The sequence below is a fragment of the Paenibacillus sp. ICGEB2008 genome (assembly GCF_000307675.1).
Lineage (GTDB): Bacteria > Bacillota > Bacilli > Paenibacillales > Paenibacillaceae > Paenibacillus > Paenibacillus polymyxa.
In genome coordinates, this window is sequence record NZ_AMQU01000026.1 from 1 (window position 1) to 22,728 (window position 22,728).

Annotated in this window: 1 protein-coding gene; it reads right to left on the reverse strand. The window is 47.6% G+C overall.

What is annotated here, in order from left to right; genetic code table 11:
- The coding region (locus C400_RS0120845) for a non-ribosomal peptide synthetase (RefSeq protein WP_017428093.1) at window positions 1-22,555 on the reverse strand (22,555 nt) is incomplete at its 3' end.
- Window positions 22,556-22,728: the final 173 nt, after the last annotated feature.

Below are 22,728 nucleotides of genomic sequence, written 5' to 3' on the forward strand. Positions count from 1 at the left end.
TCCCCGCTAGGAAGCTCTCCAGCTTTCCTTCAAGCTCCGTCGTAGACTTAGCTATGACTGCTAACCGTTCCTCCATAGCTTCCCGTCCCACCTGAAGGGTAAATGCTATATCCCCCAAACTGGCATCCGCGTATTCCGGTGCTCTGAGTGCAGAAAGCAATCTTTGCACCTGCTCGTACAATCGCTCCTGATTTTTGGCTGACAGCACGACTATGGCCGAGTTTTGCAATATCATAGGAGCTTGTCTAGTCTCCTGTACCTCAGGGATGTATTCCTCAATAAGCACATGTGCGTTGGAGCCTCCAGCACCGAAAGAAGAAATACCTGCAATTCTTGGGTATTCAGCGGTCTTCCCATTTATCGTGGCGACCGGTCTTTTCCAATCTTCTAGCTCCTGCTGAACTATAAAAGGGCTATTGCTAAAGTCGATGTTCGGGTTGAGTGTGCTTGAATGCAGCGAAGGTGCGATCTGTCCGTATTTGAGCTGCAGGAGCACCTTAGTCACTCCTGCAATCCCTGCTGCACTCTCGCAATGCCCTATATTGGATTTTGCCGAACCAATGGCGCAGAACTGGGTGTCTTCCGTGTATTCCTGGAAAACCTTTTGCAATCCAGCGATTTCAATGGGATCACCTAAAGATGTCCCGGTGCCGTGTGCTTCAATGTAACTGATTGTTCTGGGGTTTATACCAACTTTCTTAAAGACCCTTCCAATTACACTAGCCTGCGCCTTAGGATTTGGAACTGAAAAGCCATTGGTCTTCCCGCCGTGATTCACAGCGGTTCCCTTGATGACCCCGTATATGTGATCGCCGTCTGCTATTGCTTTGGTCAAGGGTTTGAGCAACACGGCCCCTACGCCTTCACCCGGCACATACCCATCTCCGCCTTCTCCGAAGCTTTCGCACCGTCCCTTGCTTGATACGAATCTTCCCTGCCCAAGCATCAGGTATTTGTTCGGATGAATGGAGACATTGACACCGCCAGCAACGGCAAGCTCACACTCGTCTTGCTGTAAGCTCTGGCAGGCAAGATGTATGGTCGTCAATGAGGATGAGCACATCGTATCCACAGCCATGCTTGGTCCGTGGAAATTACAGAAATAAGAAACACGGTTTGCAATGGAGGCCGGATTCCCCGGAACGGCAATCATTTTGCCTCTAGCCTGCTCCTGCGCCCCGTAAAGCTGATATTCTTCGTACATAACGCCGACAAAAACGCCTACATTCCTTTCCAGTCCAAGCCCTTCCCGTGTATAACCTGCATCCTCGATCGTTTCATAGACGCATTTCAAAAACAAGCGCTCCTGTGGATCGATGATTTCTGCTTCCCTAGGAGAAATGTTGAAAAACTTCGGATCAAATTGATCCACGCCTTTGATAAAGCCTCCCCACTTGCTGTAAGCTTTTCCAGACTTGTTCCCTTCCTCGTCAAAGTATATGCTGTGATCCCAGCGCTCTTTAGGAATTTCTGTAATACAATCCTTCCCATCACGCAAATTACTCCAGAATTCTCTAACATTCTCGGCCTCAGGATACATGCCCGACAAGCCGATAATGGCAATATCCCCCGTACCACCTGCTGCTTCCGGCTGCGGTTGGAGTTTTTTCTGATCCAGCAATTTTGCCTGAGCCGGCATTTCACGAGCTTGTCTTCGGCTGCTGGAAAGCGGCCTTTCCGGGTTCTCTTTCACAGTGGAAGACGTAAACGCTTGGACGGCGTTGACCTCTTCTTCCATTCCAAGCAGTTGAATCAGCTGCTTCTGGTGAACTTCAAGAAAATATTGGGTGAGTTCCCGGATACTCTGATATTCAAAAAACAACGTTTTGGGTAATGTACCGAATGTTTTCTCCAATTCACGTGTCAGCTGTCTGATCATAATGGAATCAATTCCATACTTCTCCATAGGGGCATCGGCTTCAATCTGCCTTGCTGGCAGTCTAATGGATGTAGCAAGCAATTGCTTTAAATAATTTGCAGCTTTTTCGACAAGCAGGTCTTGACCGATTCCCGACTCCTTTCTGCTCTCCATGATCATAGAGGAGGCATCTTCAACCTGATTCAGGGATGGCTGCTGCAGGAGCGTTTCTCTGAGCTGGCTGGCATGCCCTTCCAATACCATGACTTGATCTTTTCCAGAAGCCAGACTCTGGTATAAAGCCCGCATTCCTGTGTCGGTCCCCATAGCGAACATCCCCATTTCCTCCATGATTTGTTCCGTTTCACTATCAATACGCATTCCGCCTTCCTTCCATAGCGGCCAGTTGATTGAAAGCGTCTGCCCATAACGTTGCTTCTGTTCTACAAGTGTATTGCGATATCTGGCATAGGCATCCATAAAGGCATTGGCAGCAGCATAGTCAGCCTGTCCTATATTCCCAAGACTGCCTGCAACAGATGAAAATAGAATGAAAAAGTCCAGCGGAATATCCTTGCAGGCCTGATCCAGATTCGTTAACCCTGTAACCTTTGGCGCCAATACTTTCTGCAATTCCTCTTCTGTTTTTTTAATCATAAAATTATCGCTGGTTACTCCTGCAGCGTGAATAATTCCGTCCAGTTTCCCAAACTCTTCCCGAATATCCCGAACCAAATCCTCAACCGCTCTGTTATCGTCGACATCGGCCTGCCGAAATACGACTCTTGCTCCTAGAGCTTCTATTTCCTCAATCCTTGCTTTGATGTGACCACGGAGCATAGATCGTCCGACGAGAATTAACGCGACATCTTTAGCCTGTCGTGCCATTTCTTCAGCCAGAATCAAACCGAGGCTGCCGGTTCCGCCAGTAATCAAATAAACCCCTTTGTCCTTCCAAGGAATACGGTTCACTTCCTGCGAGGATTTGATTTCCGTCCATGCGGCAGCATATCGTCTGCCCCATTGGTAGCGGATATGTGTATCCATGGAGTTGCGGCTATTTTCTTGCAGGATATTTATAATATCTGCTGCATTTTCCTCCACATCCACTTCGATCAGTTGGCCCACCAGTACGGGATTCTCAAGCTGCGCTGTTTGCAAGAGTCCGTAAAGTCCGGAGAATACCTGTCTGTAATCCTGTACCGGAATGACAAGCTGAACCAATGTTTTGTGTTTGGATTGGGTTTTGAGCACCTGTTGAATTTGCTCAAACACCTGTGCTGCATAAGTTCTAAAGCGTGCATCCATGCTTTCCTCTTCGGATTGCAGGATAAGACAATGCACCCCGTTCATCTGTGATTCAATCATTTCCCCGGAAATATGTGCTGGTTCACATAAAATGACCAAATGCTGCCGATATTCAGGTGCTGTTCCTCCCGAGACAAGGGCTTGTTCCTCCCATACAGGCTCAAGCATCAAAGTCTCAGATAGCGTCAATTCATCTGATCCCCCTGTTCCTCCTTCTGCAATTCGCGATGTCAAGCCCTTCATGCTTACACAAACATTCCCCTGCATATCGCACAAATCAATATCCAGCTTTTGCACTGGACCATCCTGTCTGCTGCCTTCACGATTACGGACCCAAGCCCACATCTCTGATGTGCAGCCACTAAACACCTCAAGCTCTTCCACAGCAAACGGTAAAGCCGGCTTTGACTTTATAGAAGCTTTACCGTCAGACATGGCAGCGCCGTATGTGTCCATCATCAGGCCTATGGACGCCTGCAAAGCGGAATCCATCAAGCTAGGATGCATCACAAACTGTCCCATGGTCTGGTAAACAGAGGTAGGCAAGGACAATTTGGCAAGTACCTGATCCACGCCAGTGTAGATCTTTTCAATTCCTTGATGCCCTGGCCCATAGGAAACCTGCATGGCTGCAAACGCCTCATAACACTGCTGGGATGAATAGGTACCCAGATTGCACTGCTCCAGCAGAGCTTCAATATCTATGACAGGAATCTTAGCCAACGGAGCAATTGCTACGCTGCCTTCGCTATGCACAACTAACTCTGTATCCACTGATTCAGACTTGCTGTAGATTTCATAGGCAATTTCTCCGTCGTCTTGCGGGTAGAGCCCGATATTTATAGCAATCGGCCGCTCCCCAGCTACCACAGGTCGGAGCCATAATACATCTTTTAAACGAACACAAATCCCATTTACTTCCGAAGGTGTAGTGACTTCCTCTACTGCTGCTCGCGCCATTTCAAGGCAGGCCACTCCAGGCAAAAGCTTCTGTCCCTTGATCACATGGTCAGCGAGGAAAAATTCTCTTCCCGTAAATGTGGAGCTGAACTGAAGTCCATAAATATCGGACGTATTGCGCTGAAGCAAAGGATGAATGATGGCTGACTTCTCCTGCTTTGGCCCAACATCGTTTGCTCCACTCAGGTTATTGGTATCGGTTACGCAATATCGTTCTTTGGCAAAAGGATAGGTAGGCAGGCTGATACGGTTTGGCTTATGCTTTTCGTACAGCACGTCCCAGTCAAAAAATGCGCCTTTTACCCAAAGATGTGCGATTTGGGCGTAGTCGCTTTCACTAGCCAGCGACTCAATCGTCTCGGCCGCGCCCGCTCTTGTTTCCTGTTCTCTATAGCGTTTTGCCTGCCCTACATATAAGCTAGGGATGCCTTCTCGCCCTTCAACAAATCCCTTTAGCTTCTCCTCTAACTCAGAGAGAGACACCGCAGTGAAGGCCAAACGTTCTTCCATCGCTTCGCGCCCCATCTGCAGGGTATATGCTATATCTCCCAGACTGCCGTCTGTGAACTGGCGTTCCTGGATTGCAGCCAGCAATTGCCGTGCCTGATCTTGCAGCTGTCCTTCAGTCTTGGCTGACAGTACGACAATAGCCGGCTTTTCGGTTGCGAAGGTTACCGGATCTTTCTCCTGATTTTCCGGAACATATTCCTCGATGATCAAATGAGCATTGACGCCGCCGAATCCAAAAGAGCTGACACCTGCTCTCCGAGGAATATTGTGCCCAGAAGCATCTTGCTGCTGCTTCCATTCACTCGTCTCCTGGACGATATAGAAAGGACTGTCTTCAAGTTTGATATAGGGATTAATGGCATCGCAATGAAGGCTTTTAACAAGCTTTTTATGCTTCAACTGAAGCAGAACTTTGATGACACCAGCGATTCCGGCAGCCAGCTCCAGATGTCCAACATTGGTCTTCACCGAACCTAGGCCACAATGGGGCTCTTTGATCCCGGGTCCCTTTGTACTCTCATATAGCTCTTTAAAGGCTGCTTTCAGTCCGTTGATTTCAATAGGATCACCCAACTCGGTGCCTGTCCCATGGGCCTCAATGTAAGAGACTGTTCTTGGGTCGATACCAGCCTTTGTATATGCATTTACCAGTAAATCCGCCTGTGCCCTCGGATTAGGTGCTGTCAGGGAATTAGCCCGGCCACCATGATTGACAGCTGTGCCTCGGATTACGCCGTAAATATGGTCTCCAGCCTTTTCTGCGTCCTTCAGCTTTTTCAGGAAAACCATGCCTGCCCCTTCACCACGCACATAACCGTTGGCTTGATCAGAGAAGGTTTTGCACCGGCCATCCTCACACAGCATCCCTGCTTTATTGAAACTGATATGAAGCTCAGGTGTGATAATCACATTGACACCACCTGCAATGGCCATTTCGCAGCTTCCATCCTCTATAGCCTTTACTGCCCGGTGAATGGCCACCAGCGAACTGGAGCAGGCAGTTTCGACAGGCTCGCTCGGACCATGAATATTAAGGAAATAGCTCATACGATTCGGTCCCACCGATGGCGCCATTCCGCTAGAGGAATACGCCTCCACACCCACATCTCCCTGATAGATCATTCCGCTGTAGCCGCTGTTCGCAGTTCCTGCAAAGATACCTGTACGACTTCCAGATAGCCCTGCTGCCGGAATGCCTGCATCTTCAATCGCCTTCCAAATATAGGTCATTAACAGACGCTGCTGCGGGTCCATGAGTGCAGCTTCCCTCGGTGAAATTCCAAAAAATAAAGGGTCAAACTCATAGATCCCGTCAATAAACCCGCCCCACTTGATGTTTGTTTTATTGGTCTCTTCCGCAGGGTCACCGTAGTACGCCTTCCAATCCCAGCGATCTTCAGGTATTTCAGTGATACAATCCCTGCCTTCCTCAAGATTTTTCCAAAACTCATCTACATCCCGGGCCATGGGAAAGACACCGCTTATGCCTACGATTGCAATAGGTTCAGAACCAGCCTGGGTCTGTTGCGGCATAGCTAGCACATTCTCGTTTGCAAATCGGGAACGCTGGCGTCTACTGCGGATGCTGTCTTCTCTATCATCCTCTTCATTCTGCACGGCAGGCTCAGTCCGGGTCTGGACGACAAACTGCTCACCAAGCAAGGTGGCATATTCCTCCACTAAATACCTGCAGAAGTCATGAAGTGTAGTGTATTCAAAGAATACGGCAGGAGTCAGCTCAAGCCGATACAAGTGATTGATGTTGTTGGCAAATTGCGTGAGCAAGATCGAATCGAAGCCATACTCACTCAGTTCTACATAGGCATCAATATCTTCAAGCTTGACTTTCAGCAATTTCGATACCGCCTGCATCATGGCGATCTGCACCTTGTCCAGCAGGTCCGGCGCGGCATTCCCGTCAGTCGTGGAAATGGCTGAAATACTTGCTGAAGCACCCGCCGCCTTTTCAAGCTGTCTGGTTTCGGGAATCTCTAAGCCTATTGTTCTTTTCATTTTCTCGAGATTGCCTTCCAGCACCATAACCTGATTAGCATCCGTAAGCATGGCACGGTACAAAGCCTGAATACCAGAAGAAGTTGAAATACTGCCCATACCTGTGTGCTGCTTTACCAGCTTCTCTGTCTCCTCATCAATATGCATCCCGCCTTCTTTCCATAGTGGCCAATTGATGGATAGCGTTTGCCCCTGGCGTTGCTGTGATCCTGTCAATGTGCTCCGGTATCTGGCATAAGCATCCATAAACGCATTAGCGGTAGAATAGTCTGCCTGTCCCTGATTGCCCAGCCCTCCGGCAACCGACGAAAACAAAATGAAGAAGTCAAGAGGCAGGTGCTTGCTCGCCTGATCCAAGTTCACTACTCCTAAAACTTTAGGAGCGAGAACCTCCAGCATTTCCTCGCTATTTTTTTGGAGTATGCGGTTGTCACGAATTACTCCTGCACTGTGAATGATGCCATTCAGGCTTCCGAATTCTGCCTCAATTCCCCGAATTAAATCAGCCACCACCTGCTCCCGGGTCACATCGGCCTGCTTATATGCTATTCGTGCTCCTAATGACTCCAATTTCTTTATCTCTGCCCGCTTGCCCTCATCCAGCGCGGAACGGCCCGTTAAAATCAACGCAACATTTTGTACTTGATTTACAATCTCTTTGGCAAAAATAAGTCCCAAGCCACCGGCACCGCCGGTAATGAGATATACTCCGTTCTCCTTCCACGGAATGTCCGCCGTTTCCGGAGAAAATGGAATCTCGTTCCAGCTGAAAATCCACCGTTTACCTTTCCCATACCGGATCTGGATGTCTCCAGGACTCCAGCTGTTTTCTTTTAAAATATCTATGATTGTACTCGGGGCCTCATCCTGTTCAAGTTCTATCAACTGCCCCACCAGTTTTGGATGTTCTATTCTGGAGGTTTTTAAAAGACCTGAGAGCCCTGATACAAGCTGCTGCTCCTCCTGGTCGTTAGTAACAATCTGGATTAACACCTTGCCATGGTTTTTTTCTCTAAAAATTCTTTGTATTAGCTCAAGTATCTGAACGGCGTAATACTGAAACTGTTCCCCGATTCCGTTTTGATCAGGTTGCAATATTATGCACTTTGCGCCGCTTATTTGAGCTTCTACTTGTTCACGAGAAATCTGGGACGGCTGGCAAAGGATCACGACATGGCGATCATATACAGGTAAATCGCCCTCTATGCTAACTCCCTGCTCTTTCCACACGGGTTCAAGCATCAAGGTACCAGAATTGGACTGCGCGTCTGTGGGAATAGAGTCTATATCCAGAATTCTTGATGAATAACCCTTTATCCTCACGCAGATCTCTCCGGTTTCGTCGCTCAGGTCAATATCTAGTTTCTGTGCCTTATCTCCTGCTGTACCATCTGCACTGTATCGAATCAGCGCCCACATGGTGGAGCTGCAATGTTTTATAATTTCAACTTCCTGAATGGCATACGGCAGAGCAGGCTTAATCTCACGAGAGCCCAGCGTCAAGCCTATGGATGCCTGGAAAGCTGAATCAATCATGCTTGGATGCAGGACAAATTGGCCGTGATTGTCAGAGACTGAGGAGGGCAAGGATAGCTTCGCCAGCACTTGACCCTCTCCGGCATATACCATCTCAATCCCCTGATGCCCAGGACCATAATCAATCCCCAGCTCTCTGAAAAGGTTATACAATGCTGCCGGATGGAAGCTTCTGCTGCATGTATCCTGCAAATCTTTAATATTCAATGCAGGAGCCTCCACCGCTGATCTCCGAACCGCATTGCCGTAGCTATATACCATAAGCTCTGTATCATCGGCTCCGTTATTTCCATAAATCTCATATGAAATTTCTTGATCTTCATTCTGGAAAAGCCCGATATGCAGCTGTATTGGGCCATCCTCTACGGCAATAGGCCGTGCCCAAACCACGTTTTTAAGGCACATTCCGACCAGGTCGCCCTCATCCGTCCCTAGTGATTGCTCCACTGCCGCCCGCGCCATTTCAAGGGATGCGGCCCCAGACAGCACCTTGCGCCCATTCACCACATGATCCTTCAGGAAAAACTCCTGGCCTGTAAAGCTAGAACTGAATCGCTGCTCCGAAAAATCGGAAGTGTTTTGGTGCAGCAAAGGATGAAGCGTTGTAGCCATGACAGAAGTTGTACCTTTACCAGCCTTACTGTCTAGCTCGGGCGCCCAGCACCGTTCTTTTGCAAAAGGATAGGTGGGCAGACTAATCCGACGAGGCTTGATGTTCCCATACAGCTTGTTCCAGTCCATCGTTAGCCCCTGTACCCACAGCTCTGCAATTTTCCCCAATTTTCTCTTCTTGATCCAGGTTTCAAGCAAGGATTTGGCATCTTCATCTGCCTCAAAGAGCACGATCCCGTCCTTGCCCTTTTTCACCTGAGCCGTCAGGACTCCAGCTGGCCGTTGGTGATGAACCAAGCCATCCAGCGCTTGTAGTAGATTCTCTTTTGAATCTGCCACAAAAGCCAGACGGTGGTTCATCGGCTCACGGCTTACTTGCAGCGTATACCCCATATCTGTCAAGTTAAGGTTGGGCTGAGTGGCAATAAAGTTTCTCATGTTTTCGGCATAAGTTACTAGTTGCTGCTCATTTTTGGCAGACAATACGAAAAGAACGGGACTATGTGACTCGTCGTCTGCTGGTGAAATTGCAGCCTCTGGACGATATTCTTCAATAATAAGATGGGCATTGGTACCGCTAAAACCAAAAGAGCTCACAGCGGCCCGCCTTTTGTTACCTTGAGAAGGTTGCCAGTCCTTCAATTGTGTATTTACATAAAATGGAGAATCATCGAAATCAAAATGTTCATTCGGGTTCTTGAAATTCAGTGTCGGTACCAGTTTCTTATGCTTCATGCATAACAGCACCTTTTGCATGCTTGCTACGCCTGCTGCTGCCGAAGTATGCCCGATATTACTCTTTACCGAGCCTATGGCACAGAACTTCTTCTGATCTGTTTTTTCTTTGAAAGCTGTGCATAAAGCCTCCAATTCAATAGGATCGCCCAGCTTGGTGCCTGTCCCATGCATTTCAACATAGCTAATACTTTCGGGTTCAATCTGATACTTATTGTATATCTCCTGCTCAAGCTCTATTTGGCTGTTCGTGCTTGGAGCGGTAATTCCGTTGGTTTTTCCATCCTGATTAATCCCAGTTCCGATAATAACCCCATAGATGTGATCCCGGTCAGCTTCCGCATCCTTTAGCCGCTTCAGAACCAGCACCCCTGCTCCTTCGCCTGGAACAAAGCCGTTGGCACTATTGTCAAATGTCTTACACTGACCATCTGGTGACAACATTCCGGATGCAGACATACCTATATAGGATTCAGGAGTCAGGTATAAGGACACACCGCCGACCAGCGCCATTTCAATCTCTTTATTTGATAAAGCCTGGCAAGCAAGGTGAGTTGCCACCAGCGATGAGGAGCATGCCGTATCTACGGATATGGCGGGTCCTTTCAAATTAAGGAAATAGGAAATACGAGCCGCTGCAATAGCGTTGCTGTTCCCGGTAGTATTGCTGAACTGTGCTTCATTTTTGTAGCGCATCATACTGTACTCATTATTTAAAATGCCAAGATAAACACCGCATTTTTTATTTCCCAACTGTGAGCCGCTATAACCTGCATCCTCAAAGGCTTTATAGGCTTCCTGCAAAAAGATGCGCTGCTGCGGGTCCATCCCTTCCGCCTCGGTAGGAGATATATTAAAAAATAACGGATCAAAATATTCTATATCCTTCAAGGCACCCAGCCACTTGCAATTTACTTTCCCCTCTTGTGCCGGACGCGGATCATACAACGGGTCTACGTCCCAGCGGTTCTTCGGGATTTCAACAATGGAGTTTTGACCTTGAGCGAGATTTTTCCAATATTGCTGTACATCTTCGGCACCAGGATATCTTCCCGAAATCCCAACAATTGCAATTGCATCTTGATTTTCCGAAGTTGCTGGCACTGATTCCTCTTCTGCTTTTACCCGACGCAATGGCACCGTTTCCTCCTTAGGGAGCTGCGCTGGAGAGCATTGGATCGTCTCTGGTCGCGGTAAATGGACTTCTGCTATAGGTTTGACCGTGTCCGAGACTGTGTTCAAGGGCTGCTGAACGAAGCTTTTCTTGCCCCCGTGCTTATTGATTTCTTGTGCCAAAAACTCGGTAAATTGCAGAATAGTCGGATAGTCGTAGACCTTGGTAGCTGCAATGGATGTGCCGTAGCGCTTATTCAAATTTCGAATCCATTCTACGCCTATAATCGAATCCAAACCGATATCTATAAAGTTTCTATCTGCCTCAATCTCGCTTTGCTCCATGTACAAGGCTTCAGCTAGGCTTGCCGTCAGTTCTTTCCGTAATTGCTCTGTAGAGACACCAGACAGAATCGTGCCGAATTGCGGCTGCTTTTCAGGCGATATCGGCATTAAATTAATCTGAAGTGAGGCCTCTGTCTGCTTATCCGTTTCCAATGATACGAGCGGCGGTAAATGCTTTGCAGGCGCCTGATCCAGAATAGACGCAGCAGAAGACGGCATGATTAATTGGGCTACACGATTGCCCAATTCCTTTTCTAAAAATTTGCTAAACTCCCGTATGGTTGGATAATCGTAGACTTTTGTCGCTGTTATGGATGTGTCGTAATGTTTATTAATGTTTCGAATCCACTCTACGCCTATAATGGAATCCAATCCAAGATCAACAAAGTTTTTATCCTCATCGATCTCGTCCCGATCTATATATAAAGCTTGCGCCAGACTTGTTGTCAGCTCCTCCTGCAATATTTCTGACGATATGGATAGGGCAGGACTAGCAGGCACCTGCTCTTCCGTCTCGTTGTCATTATCTGACGTGTGCATTACCCCTTCCGGGGAAGTTAAAATAATCGGTGCTGTCTGCTGATTGGCAGACTTGCTAAGCTGCGGCTGACTGTCTGACAAATTCCGTAAAGAAATCCCGCTTGGTTTTTGAGAACTACTCGAAAAACTGGATGGCATTAAAGCTTCAGGAAGAGCAGACTGCATTACTTGAGACTGAACAAGAACTGCTTTTTCCTGAGATTCCATTGGAATTTTTTCTACAGATGGGATCGTAATATCTGTGACCCAATACCGCTCCTTTGCAAAAGGATAGGCTGGCAGGCTCATTCGCTGCGGCTTGGCATCTCCGTAAAGCATGCTCCAGTCCATCGCCAGTCCCTTTACCCACAGATCCACTATCTTCGCGTATTTCCGTTTCCCGATCCAGGCAGCGATTGTTTTCCCCATGTCTTCATCTTCTACCAGTGCGGATAGCGCATCTTTGTTTCGCTTGACCTGTCCTCGATACAGCTCGGAGATCCCCGTCTGGTCTTTCATGAATCCTTCCAGCTTTTCCACCAGCGCTGGCATCGATTCGGCAATGACTGCCAGGCGTTCTTCCATCGCTTCGCGCCCAACCTGAAGCGTGTAGGCTGCATCCGCCAGATTGCTTTCTGTGACCTCTCCTTTCTCGATCACGGACAGCAATCTCTCGACCTGCTGCTTCAGCCGTTCCTCATTTTTGGCTGACAATACGATAATCACAGGATGGTGAGCTGTTACACGAATGGGCATCTTCTCTTCCGGAACGTACTCTGCGATGATGACATGAGCATTGGCGCCTCCTGCTCCAAACGATGAAATCCCCGCCATTCTCGGGTATTCCCGTGTCTCTCCATCGAGCTCAACCACTGGCCGCTTCCATTCCTCCAGCTCCTGCTGGACGACAAACGGCGTCTGCTCAAAAGGAATGTTCGGATTCAGTTCCTGGGCATGCAGACTGGGAACCAGTGTCCGGTTTTTCATCTGCAGGACAATTTTCCCAATCCCTGCGATGCCCGCTGCCGCCTCCAAATGTCCGATGTTGGACTTCACAGAGCCCACGGCGCAAAATCCCTTGTCTGCCGTGTCCTTTCTGAAGGCCTGGGTCAGACCGGTTACTTCAATCGGATCTCCCAGTTCTGTGCCAGTTCCGTGAGCTTCGATATAGCTAATGGTCCGGGCATGTACCCCGGCTCGTTCCAAAGCCGACCGGATTAGCTCCCCTTGAGCAGTCGGGTTAGGCACGGTATACCCGTTGGTCTTGCCTCCATGGTTGATGCTCGTTCCCCGGATGACCGCATGGATCGGGTCCCCATCTGCTATCGCCTTCGACAACGGCTTCAATAGCACGACCCCCACACCTTCTCCTGGGACAAAGCCGTTGCCTCCCTTTCCGAAGCTCTTGCACTGTCCGTCTACGGACAGCATCTGATTCGCACAAAGTCCGACATAACTCAGCGGATGCAGATACAGGTTCACTCCTCCTGCCATGGCCAACTCGCATTCTCCGCGGTACAGATGCTCACACGCTTCATGAATCGCGGTCAACGAGGACGAACACATCGTATCCACTGGCATGCTCGGCCCCTGCAAATTAAACAGGTACGAAATCCGGTTGGCTACCGAGCTAAAGGATATTTGGGGAAATATTTTGGCCCCCATCTTCCATAATTCCGGCCCATAAAGCTCGTAGCCCGTTTTGGTAATTCCCGCAAACACACCTACACGGCTGTTATGTCGTACCGCAAGCTGTTCTCTGGTGTAGCCTGCGTCCTCCATCGCTTCCCAGCAAGCTTCAATAAACACCCTTTCCTGAGGATCCATGCTGAGGGCTTCTCGCGGTGCAATATTGAAAAACAATGGGTCGAATTCCGCAAAGCCTTCGATAAAGCCGCCCCACTTGCTGTAGCTTTTGCCATCAGCCACCGCTTCCTGTTTGTCAGGCTGGAAGAATTCTTCCAGCTTCCAGCGTTCCTGCGGGATTTCGCTGACACAATCCTTTCCTGCCTTGAGATTTTCCCAATATTCGTTCATGTCCCTCGAACCTGGATACTTTCCTGCCATGCCAATGATGGCGATCGGTTCTCGTGTTTCCTCTGCGCCAAGTTCCGCGTAGCTTCGAATCGGCTCCACGTAGCTTCTGGACTTCGCTGTCGCCTCCTCCGCTATCGTCTGCCCCGCAATTTGCGTGCTTTCTTCTTCAGCGTACCGGGCTGTCGCAGCCGTTTCCTCTACCCGTTCCTTGTCCGTGCTCATTCCAACCCATTGCATGCACTCCGGTGCATATTCCGCCACTAAATGTTCTGCCAGGGCACGCAGGGTCTGGTACTCATAAAATAGCGTCTTGGATAGCTCGCCAAAAGACTCTGCCAGCTTGGCATTGAGCTGGGTAATCATAATCGAATCGATGCCATAGCGCTCTAGCGGTTCTTGGGCTTCAATGCTACCGACGCTCAGACGGGTCACCTCTCCCAATAGCGCCTTGAGATGATACAAGGTTTTATCGTACAGTAAACCCGCATCCAGCTTCAATCCAGCTGCCTCTACCGCTCGAACATCGGTCTGCGAGACGGCTTTCGCCAGATAGGCCTTGATTTTCTCTGGCTCTCCTTCCAGGATCATCACCTGATCCTTGCTTGAGGTCAGGCATTGGTACAACGCCTGAATGCCCGACTCGGTCTGTAGAGGCGTGAGGCCCATATTTTGTCTCATGAGCTTTTCCGTGTCCGCATCGATCCGCATTCCGCCTTCTTTCCACAGCGGCCAGCGGATGGATAGCGTCCGGCCCCGCCGTTGCTGGGCTTCCACCAGGGTATTCCGGTATGCTGCGTACGCATCCATAAAGGCGTTGGCGGTGGCATAATCGGCCTGTCCCGGATTTCCCAGACTGCCCGAGATGGAGGAAAAGAGCATGAAGAAGTCCAGATCCTGGCCGCTGCTTGCCTCATCCAGATGGACCAGCCCTTGGACCTTCGGCCCCAGCACCTCGATAAATTCTTCCCTGCTTTTCTTGAGAATGAAGTTATCGTGAATGATCCCAGCACAGTGGATAATCCCGTGAACACGCCCGAATTCTTTCTGAATGCTTTCCAGCAAGCTAGTAACCGTGTTCCTGTCAGTGATATCCCCCTGCTTATACACCACTCTGGCTCCTGAGGACTCCAGTTCCTTCAGCCGAGTTTGTCTGTTGCCGTCCAGTGTCGACCGCCCTGTCAGGATCAAGGTCGCTGCTCGGGTGCGCCGAACCAGTTCTTCGGCAACAAGCAGCCCCAGGCCGCCAGAGCCGCCGGTGATGAGATACACGCCCCCATCTCTCCATGGCAGCTCCTCATCTGACCGAGATGGCTCCAACCTGTTCCAGCAAGCGGTTTTGCGTTGACTACCCTCATAGCGAATCCATCCATCCAACGGACTGCGGCTGTTTTCTTCCAATTTCGCCAGCAGGCTTTCCGCAGATTCTCCCTGTTCCACTTCGATCAATTGCCCGATGAATTTTGGATTTTCCAGCCGGGCGGTCTTCAGCAGACCCGAAAGCCCTGAAAAGAGCTGTCCTTCTCCAGCCGCCGTCACGACAAGCTGAACCAGCACCCTTCCGGCAGGCTTGTCTTTGAGTAGGCTTTGGATGCTCTCAAAGGCCTGAACTGCATAGGTCTGAAACCGCTCATCCACCCGGCTCTTCCCAGATGAGAAGGCCAAGACCTGTGCCGCTCCGTTCACTCGCGCTTCAAGCCGTTCAGGTAAAGCCTCGTCCGGCTCACACAGTAAGATGATACGGCGGTCGTAGGCAGGGGCTTCGACCTCTGGAGGTACGTCCTGCTCCTTCCAGACTGGCTCAAACATCAGAGTTTGGCTGGCTGCAGTCGCAGGTGCTTCCGCCACTGCTCTGACCCTTGCTGCTCCAGCCTCAACCTCAGGAGCCCAGCAGCGTTGCTGAGCAAAAGGATACGTAGGCAGACTGATTCTTTTCGGTCGCATATCGTAATACAGCAATTTCCAATCGATATAGAAGCCTTTGGCCCATAGCTCTGCCAGCTTGTTCATTTCACGATTTGAGATCCATTTGCTCACTAATTCCTTGAACACTTCTTCCTGTTCAAACCATTGCATTGAATCTTGCTGGTTATTTTCTCCCCTCCAGCAATTCTCGATATGTTCTTGTCCATTCGCGAACGAATCCAATTTTTGCACCAGCTCGCTCGTATTCCTGACGATAAACGCTACCCGACTTTTCATTGCCATTCGTCCTGTTTGAAGCGTAAAAGATACATCCGACAAATTGATTTCTTGAGAAGCTGTCAAGAAAGCCGAGAGGTCCCCAGCATATGCCTTAAGGCGCTGATCATTTTTGGCAGACAAAGGAATAAGATACTCAGCAGCATCGTTCACCAAACTGGATTTAGAACGTTCGGGTTCATCATTAGCTACAAATTGTTCGAAAATAGCATGAGCATTCGTTCCGCCTATGCCAAAAGAGCTCAGCGCCGCTCGATGGGGAGCCGACGCTTGTTCCCATTTCCGCAGTTTATCAACAACATAAAAAGGCGATTCAGACAAATGGATATCGGTATTGGGTGTATCATAATTAAGCGTAGGAGGAATCTCATTATGGTATAAGCTTAAAGCGACTTTAATACACCCCGCCAAACCTGCTGCAGTGTCCAAATGTCCGATATTGGTTTTGACCGATCCAATACCACAAAACTGTTTTTTGGCTGTATACTGCCTGAATGTATCATTCAAGGCAGCAAATTCAACCGGATCGCCCAATTTGGTTCCGGTTCCATGTGTCTCAATATAACTGATCGTTTCGGGATGAATTCCGGTTGATTCGATCGTCTTCTGAATAACTTCAGATTGACCCTTAACACTTGGAGCATAAAACCCTAGTTTGTCAGTCCCATCGTTGTTCACGCTAACCCCTCGTAAAATCGTATAAATATGGTCACCGTCTCTAATGGCATCCAGCGTTTTTTTCAGTAGAACAACTCCAACCCCTTCTCCGCCAATCATTCCGTCTGCCGAATCGTCAAAAGCTCTAATATGGCCATCACTAGAAAAGTTCAAGCCAGGCTGATACACATAACCTAAGCTGTTGAAAGGAAAGATTGTTGACGCTCCAACCAAGGCGTATTTTGCTTCACCAGACAACAGGCTTTGCGAAGCTAGACGAAGTCCGACTAACGAAGAAGAACAGTTGGAATGCACAAATAAGCTAGGACCTTTAAATCCTAATTTATGAGAGATCATAGTAGGAATGGTCCCGCCTTGTGCCAAAATCCAGGTTACATATTCATCCGCATTCCTCAGGACATTAGGTGATTGCGATGCCAAATTAGGAATAAAGGCTTGATAAAAGCTGCTGCTCGCCGACATATACACACTGGTCTCAGGAATTTCCTTGGAGACATAACCAGCATCTTCGACAGCCTTCCATGCATGCTGTAGCAGTAATTTCATCTGAGGGTCCATAAATTCTGCATTTTTCTGGGATAAATTAAAAAACTCAGGGTCGAAATACTCTTTCCCCTCAATCGTGCATTGTCCGGGCACAAAGTGTGGATGCTCGACAATCTCTCTCTCCAGCCCTAACTGGGCTAGTTCTTCCTCAGAAAAGTACCGGACACTTTCCACCCCTGCCCTCAAATTGCTCCAAAACTCAACGTGGTTTTTCGCACCCGGAAAATGGGATGAAATTCCTATGATTGCGATACTATCCTCATAATAATCAGGGTAGGATGGTTTATGTTCATCTTCCTCCGAGTCTAATCCCTGTGAAATGGTATTTTTAGCGGTATCTGTTTGTTCTGTTGCAGAAGCTGGTGCCTCGCCTTTTACTTTCGTAATATAGGCACTAAGTTCCCTAACCGTTGGATACTTGAACAATGCTGTCACCGAAATATCACATTCCAGCTTGTCCTTGATCCTTCTAATCATCTCTGCGGCTGAAAAAGAATTTCCGCCCACGTCGAAAAAAGCATCATCCGTACTTAGATGATCGATATCCAGAAGCTTTTTCCATATTGTTAAAACTTGTTGTTCAACATCCGATTGCGGCAAATGGATTTTTCTTGTTGCTGTCGCCAGCTCGACCCTACGACCCATTAATTCCTTCCGATCTATTTTGCCATTCGGGGTCAATGGCAGCTTGTCCAGTTCGATAAAGAATGCTGGAATCATATAATAAGGCAAGAATGCTTTTAAATAATTTCGTACTTCTTTCGGATCAAGTGAGGATTCCCCGAACTGAGAGTTGTTGCGTAAATAGTAGGCGACAAGCTGCTTATCCCCTCCTTGTTCCTTGGCGATCACGACACATTCATCAATTCCCGGATATGTTCTGACCTGACCTTCAACTTCACTTAGCTCAATTCGAAACCCGCGGATTTTCACTTGATAATCCATCCGACCCAAATATTCAATGGAACCGTCAGAAAGCCACTTGCATAAATCTCCGGTTCTATAGAGCTTAGTTCCGGGCTTGAATGGGTTGTCAATAAACTTTTCATCCGTAAGCACCGGCTGATTCAGATAGCCTCTGGCCAAGCCATTGCCCGAAATGAAAAGTTCACCCGGAAATCCGATAGGTACAGGTCTAAGGAGCTGATCCAAAATATAAATCTGGGTGTTGGCAATAGGCTTACCGATCGAAATCGGCTTGTCGGCGGTAATCGTTTGAATTGTAGACCAAATCGTCGTCTCAGTCGGACCGAACATATTCCATGCGTCACCGTTGTTATGCACAAAATAAGATTTCAATGTTTCCGAAAGTGCTTCTCCGCCACAGAGCATTTTCATGTTCTCTTCGTTCTTCCAGCCAGCTTGAAAAAGCATGGTCCAGGTCACAGGCGTTGCCTGCATCATTGTCGGTTTTATTTTTTGAATCTCCTGCTTGAGTCTTTCGGCATCCTTAGCCTTTTCAGAACTGCAAACATAGCATTGAGCGCCTTTAATCAAAGGCAGATATAATTCCAGCCCCGCGATGTCAAAGCAATACGTTGTCACTGCAAGCAATTTATCCTGCTCTGTTATGCCTGGCTTTTCTCCCATGGAAAGAAGAAAGTTGGTCAACGCTTTGTGCGGGATCATGACCCCTTTGGGTTTCCCTGTACTTCCAGAGGTATATATCACATATGCCAAATGGCTAGGCTGCACTTCCCGTTTGAGTGTCTTTCTCCCCTTTATACTACTTGTCAGAAGATCCCATTCGTTATCAAGAACAATGCAGTTCACATGACTCCCTGCCAGCCGAGATACTTTTTCCAGCAATTCCGATTGCGTAATGACAAGGGAAGTATTGGAGTCCTGCAGCATGTATTCCAATCTGTCCTCTGGATAGTCCGGATCAAGCGGCACATAGGCTCCTCCCGCCAGAAGGATTCCCAACAGCCCAATGACCATTTCTAAAGACCGTTCCATGCAAATTCCTACCAGCGTATCAGGGGTAACGCCCTGATTTTGCAAATATAGAGCGAGCAATGTGCTCTTTTCTTTTAATTCCCTATAGGTAAGTGATTGTTCTTCATACACGACTGCAATAGCGTCAGGCGTTTTCCTTGCCTGTTTAATGAATAATTCAGGGAAGCATTTATCTGGATAACTTATTTCGGTCGCATTCCAGTCATAAAGGACGCTGTTCTTTTCCTCTTGCAAAAGTAATGAATAGTCCTGCAGGGCAGCCGTAGGATTGCTCATAAGTGCTTCCGCTAATCCGATGTAACGCTCAGCCATCTGTACGATGGTTGATTCATCGAACAAACCGGAACGGTATTTGATATTTAATGTCAGCTCTTCTTCCTGCTCCAGCAGCTCCAATACCAGCTCATATTCACCTTCCTGGTGAATTTCCTCTACCAACTCAACGGTAAAGCTATCGCTATACGGCGCACAAAGCTGCTGCAAGCTTGAAGTTTGCAGAAAATTTTGGTAAGAAAAAACTGCCTGAAAAACAGGCGAGCTCGCCTGCAAACGTGGCACATTTAATGCTCGAACCAGAGCCGGAAAAGGATAAGGAGCATGATCCATCCCATTGACTACGGTGATTTGCAATTTTTTCATAAAATCCAGGAATGTCTCTGTTTCGGACACTTGGCTGCGTATTGGAAGCATATTGACAAAATATCCGATTAATTGGTCAAAACGCTCCTCTGGTCGTATCATAACTGGCATTCCAACGATGATGTCTTCCTGTTTCGAATACTGGTTAAGCAATATCACATACATACCTAACAAGACGGTAGACAAGCTCATATATTGCGTACGGGCGAAAGATTTTACCCGATTGACCCAATCAACTGGAAGCCGCTTGGTGTATGTTTGTCCTTCCATGCTCGGAGTCAGAAAACCTGAGCGGTTATATGGAAGCTCTAGAGTCGGTAAAGCATCCGACAGTTGTTGCTTCCAATAGGAAAAATGCTTTTCCCCTTCTGCACTCGCCAGCATCGTTTGTTCCCATTCCACAAAATCGCTATAGCTCGCGGCAGGTGGTAAAACGACTGGTCTCTTTCCTTGTCCCAAGTCCTTATATGCATCTAAAAAGCTTTGAATAAAAAGGATGAAAGAACTACCATCAAAAATAATATGATGGATGACCACCAGTATGAAATGTTCTTGTTCGGACCTGGACATCAGATAAACACGCATCAAAGGGTCCTGTTCCAGCGCGAATGGCTGCTTTGCCTTGCTCCGAATAAAGGGAATGATTTCATCCGCTTTCAAGCTTGAAATATCCTCTATCTGCATATTGAACGGCTGAGCAGACTCCAGCTTTTGATAAGGTGTCCCGTTATCCTCTTCAATCACACTTTTTAGAATAGGATATTGCTCTAAAACGGTGTGGAAAGCCTGTTTAACGTTCTCTATCTCAACTTTCGTATTAAATCGGAGACATATTGGTACATTGTAAGCATTTATTTCAGGAGACATTTTATGTAATAGCCACAACCCTTTTTGAACTTCAGAAAGTGGAGTCCGTTGCAAACCATGCAGGATTGTTTCGGTCTTGATCTCTACAACCGGTTTATCTTTTTCAATCTTTTTGGCTAAATAAGCCGATAGTAGTTGAATCGTTGGGTACTCTAGAATTTCTCTTGCATTAACCTTGATCGGATAAGATTTTTCAATGCCGCGTATGAGCTTCATGATAAGCATGGAATCGATGCCATAACCGTGAATATTTTTATTCAAATCCATTGCCTCGGACTCCAAATTCAGTTCCTGTTGCAAAAATTGCACCATATATTCCTGAATCTTCAGCTGTATCAACGAAACAGCGTCTACAGTAGCATCCGTTTCTCCAATACCCGAATGCGCTGTTGAGAATGCACTCCGATATTGATAAAGTGCCCTAAGCTCTTGTTTGATGTAAGCATTACGGCAAACCTTTCTTTGAATTTTCCCGCTCCCCGTTTTGGGAATACTACCTTTTGGCAGCAAATATATATCATAAATCTCAAGTTGATGTGTCCCAGATACGGCATTTAACATCTTTTCGACCAGTCGTTTATATTCCTGCTCATGAAGGGACGTTTCAATCTCTTGTACGACGATTACCTTTTCCTGGCCTTTGACTTCAGAGGCAAATACAGCGATAGGCAAGGTCAACTCCGGCATATTCTTTTGGATGGTCCATTCAATATCGACAGGATGATGATTTTTGCCGTGAACGATAATGACTTCCTTCTCTCTGCCGATGACATAAATATGATTGTCTGCAATAAAGCCAAGGTCACCTGTACGGAAAAAACCGCCTTCTTGTGTACTGGAAAGTACCGCCTCAAAAGTGCTGTCCGTTTCTTGCTTCCTATTTAAATAACCCTCTGCCATCCGATCGGATTTAATCCAAATCTCGCCGATTTCCTCTGGCAGGCATAGCATATGACTTTCAGGATGAACAATCCGTATTTCTGTCGGAGCTTCGATCTCCCCGCAACTGACAACGGACTTCGATGGGTTCTTCTCATCTGTGTATTGGACTCTTCTTTGCTCCAAGCTAGGAATATCCAAATTAAGAAATCTCATCGACTGGCCCGGTTTTACACTGGTAACAGGACACAGCTCAGATAAGCCAAGAAGAGGACAAAATATATCTTCTTTAAGCCCCAATGCCCGGAAATGATGGACAAAATTTTCGTAACTTTCCTTCCGAATGGGCTCACCTGCACATATAATAGCTTGAAGATGGTGCAAAGAATATTCCTGTAGTGAAGCTACGTCCAAGGTGGAGCAGCAGTAATCGAATGCAAAGTTTGGCGCAGCCGTATGGGTAGCCTGATACTTGTCAATCATCTGAATCCAGTGCTCCGGATTTTTAGCAAAGCTTTCTGGCGGGAGAATAATGCTTGAGGCGCCATTCAATAGCGGTACCAAAATATTGTTTTGCAGTCCAAAAGCATGGAATTGCGGCATCCAGGAAACGATACGGCTATTTTGTTCAATTCTCCATTGCTCAGCCTTAACCTGATTCATCAAACATCTATGGCTGAGAATTACACCTTTAGGCAGTGAAGTAGAGCCTGATGTGTATAGCAAAAGGGCCATATCTTCAGGTGCTGGCATTCTCATCTTTATATCTACGTGGGCGGCGCTCTCTTGAAGAATCTCATCAATATTTAGGATACGAAACGTTCTATACTCCGGTTGTGTTTGGAGAAAAGCTTTGAAGGCAGTATTGGTTATGATACATACAGCCCCGGAATCCGTTTGAATAGGCTTTATTTTCTCAAGCATTTTTTCATCTGGCTCTGCTGGTGTAATGGGTGTAGGGATGGCTACGATGTTTGCATAAAAACATGCCAGCATGCTGCTGATATATCCCAGACCCTGAGGAAATACAAGGAGCGCTCTTTCCTGCGCAGCCAGTTCTTTCATTAGAATGTTGCCCAAAGTTTGCACTTGCAGCAAAAGCGTGGTCCCCGTAAGAACGTGAGGATGCTCTCCTTCATTCTCAAAAGTAAACAACTCTGTTTCAGGAAATTGCCGGCAAGTTTCCATAAAAGAAAGGATCGGGATATTAAAGTCTGATCTTTGATCATGTTTACGTGTCATTCATCCACCAACTCCTCAAACACAAAATTTAAATACAACATGAGCCAAATGCTTATCACGATGTCTATTTTGAGCTACTGTTTCACGCTTGAAGCGTTGCCTAACGAAAGTAGCAAAGAAAAAACGAGTGATGAGAAAGGCTATGCGCCCCTTTCACACTCGTTTCCAGATTC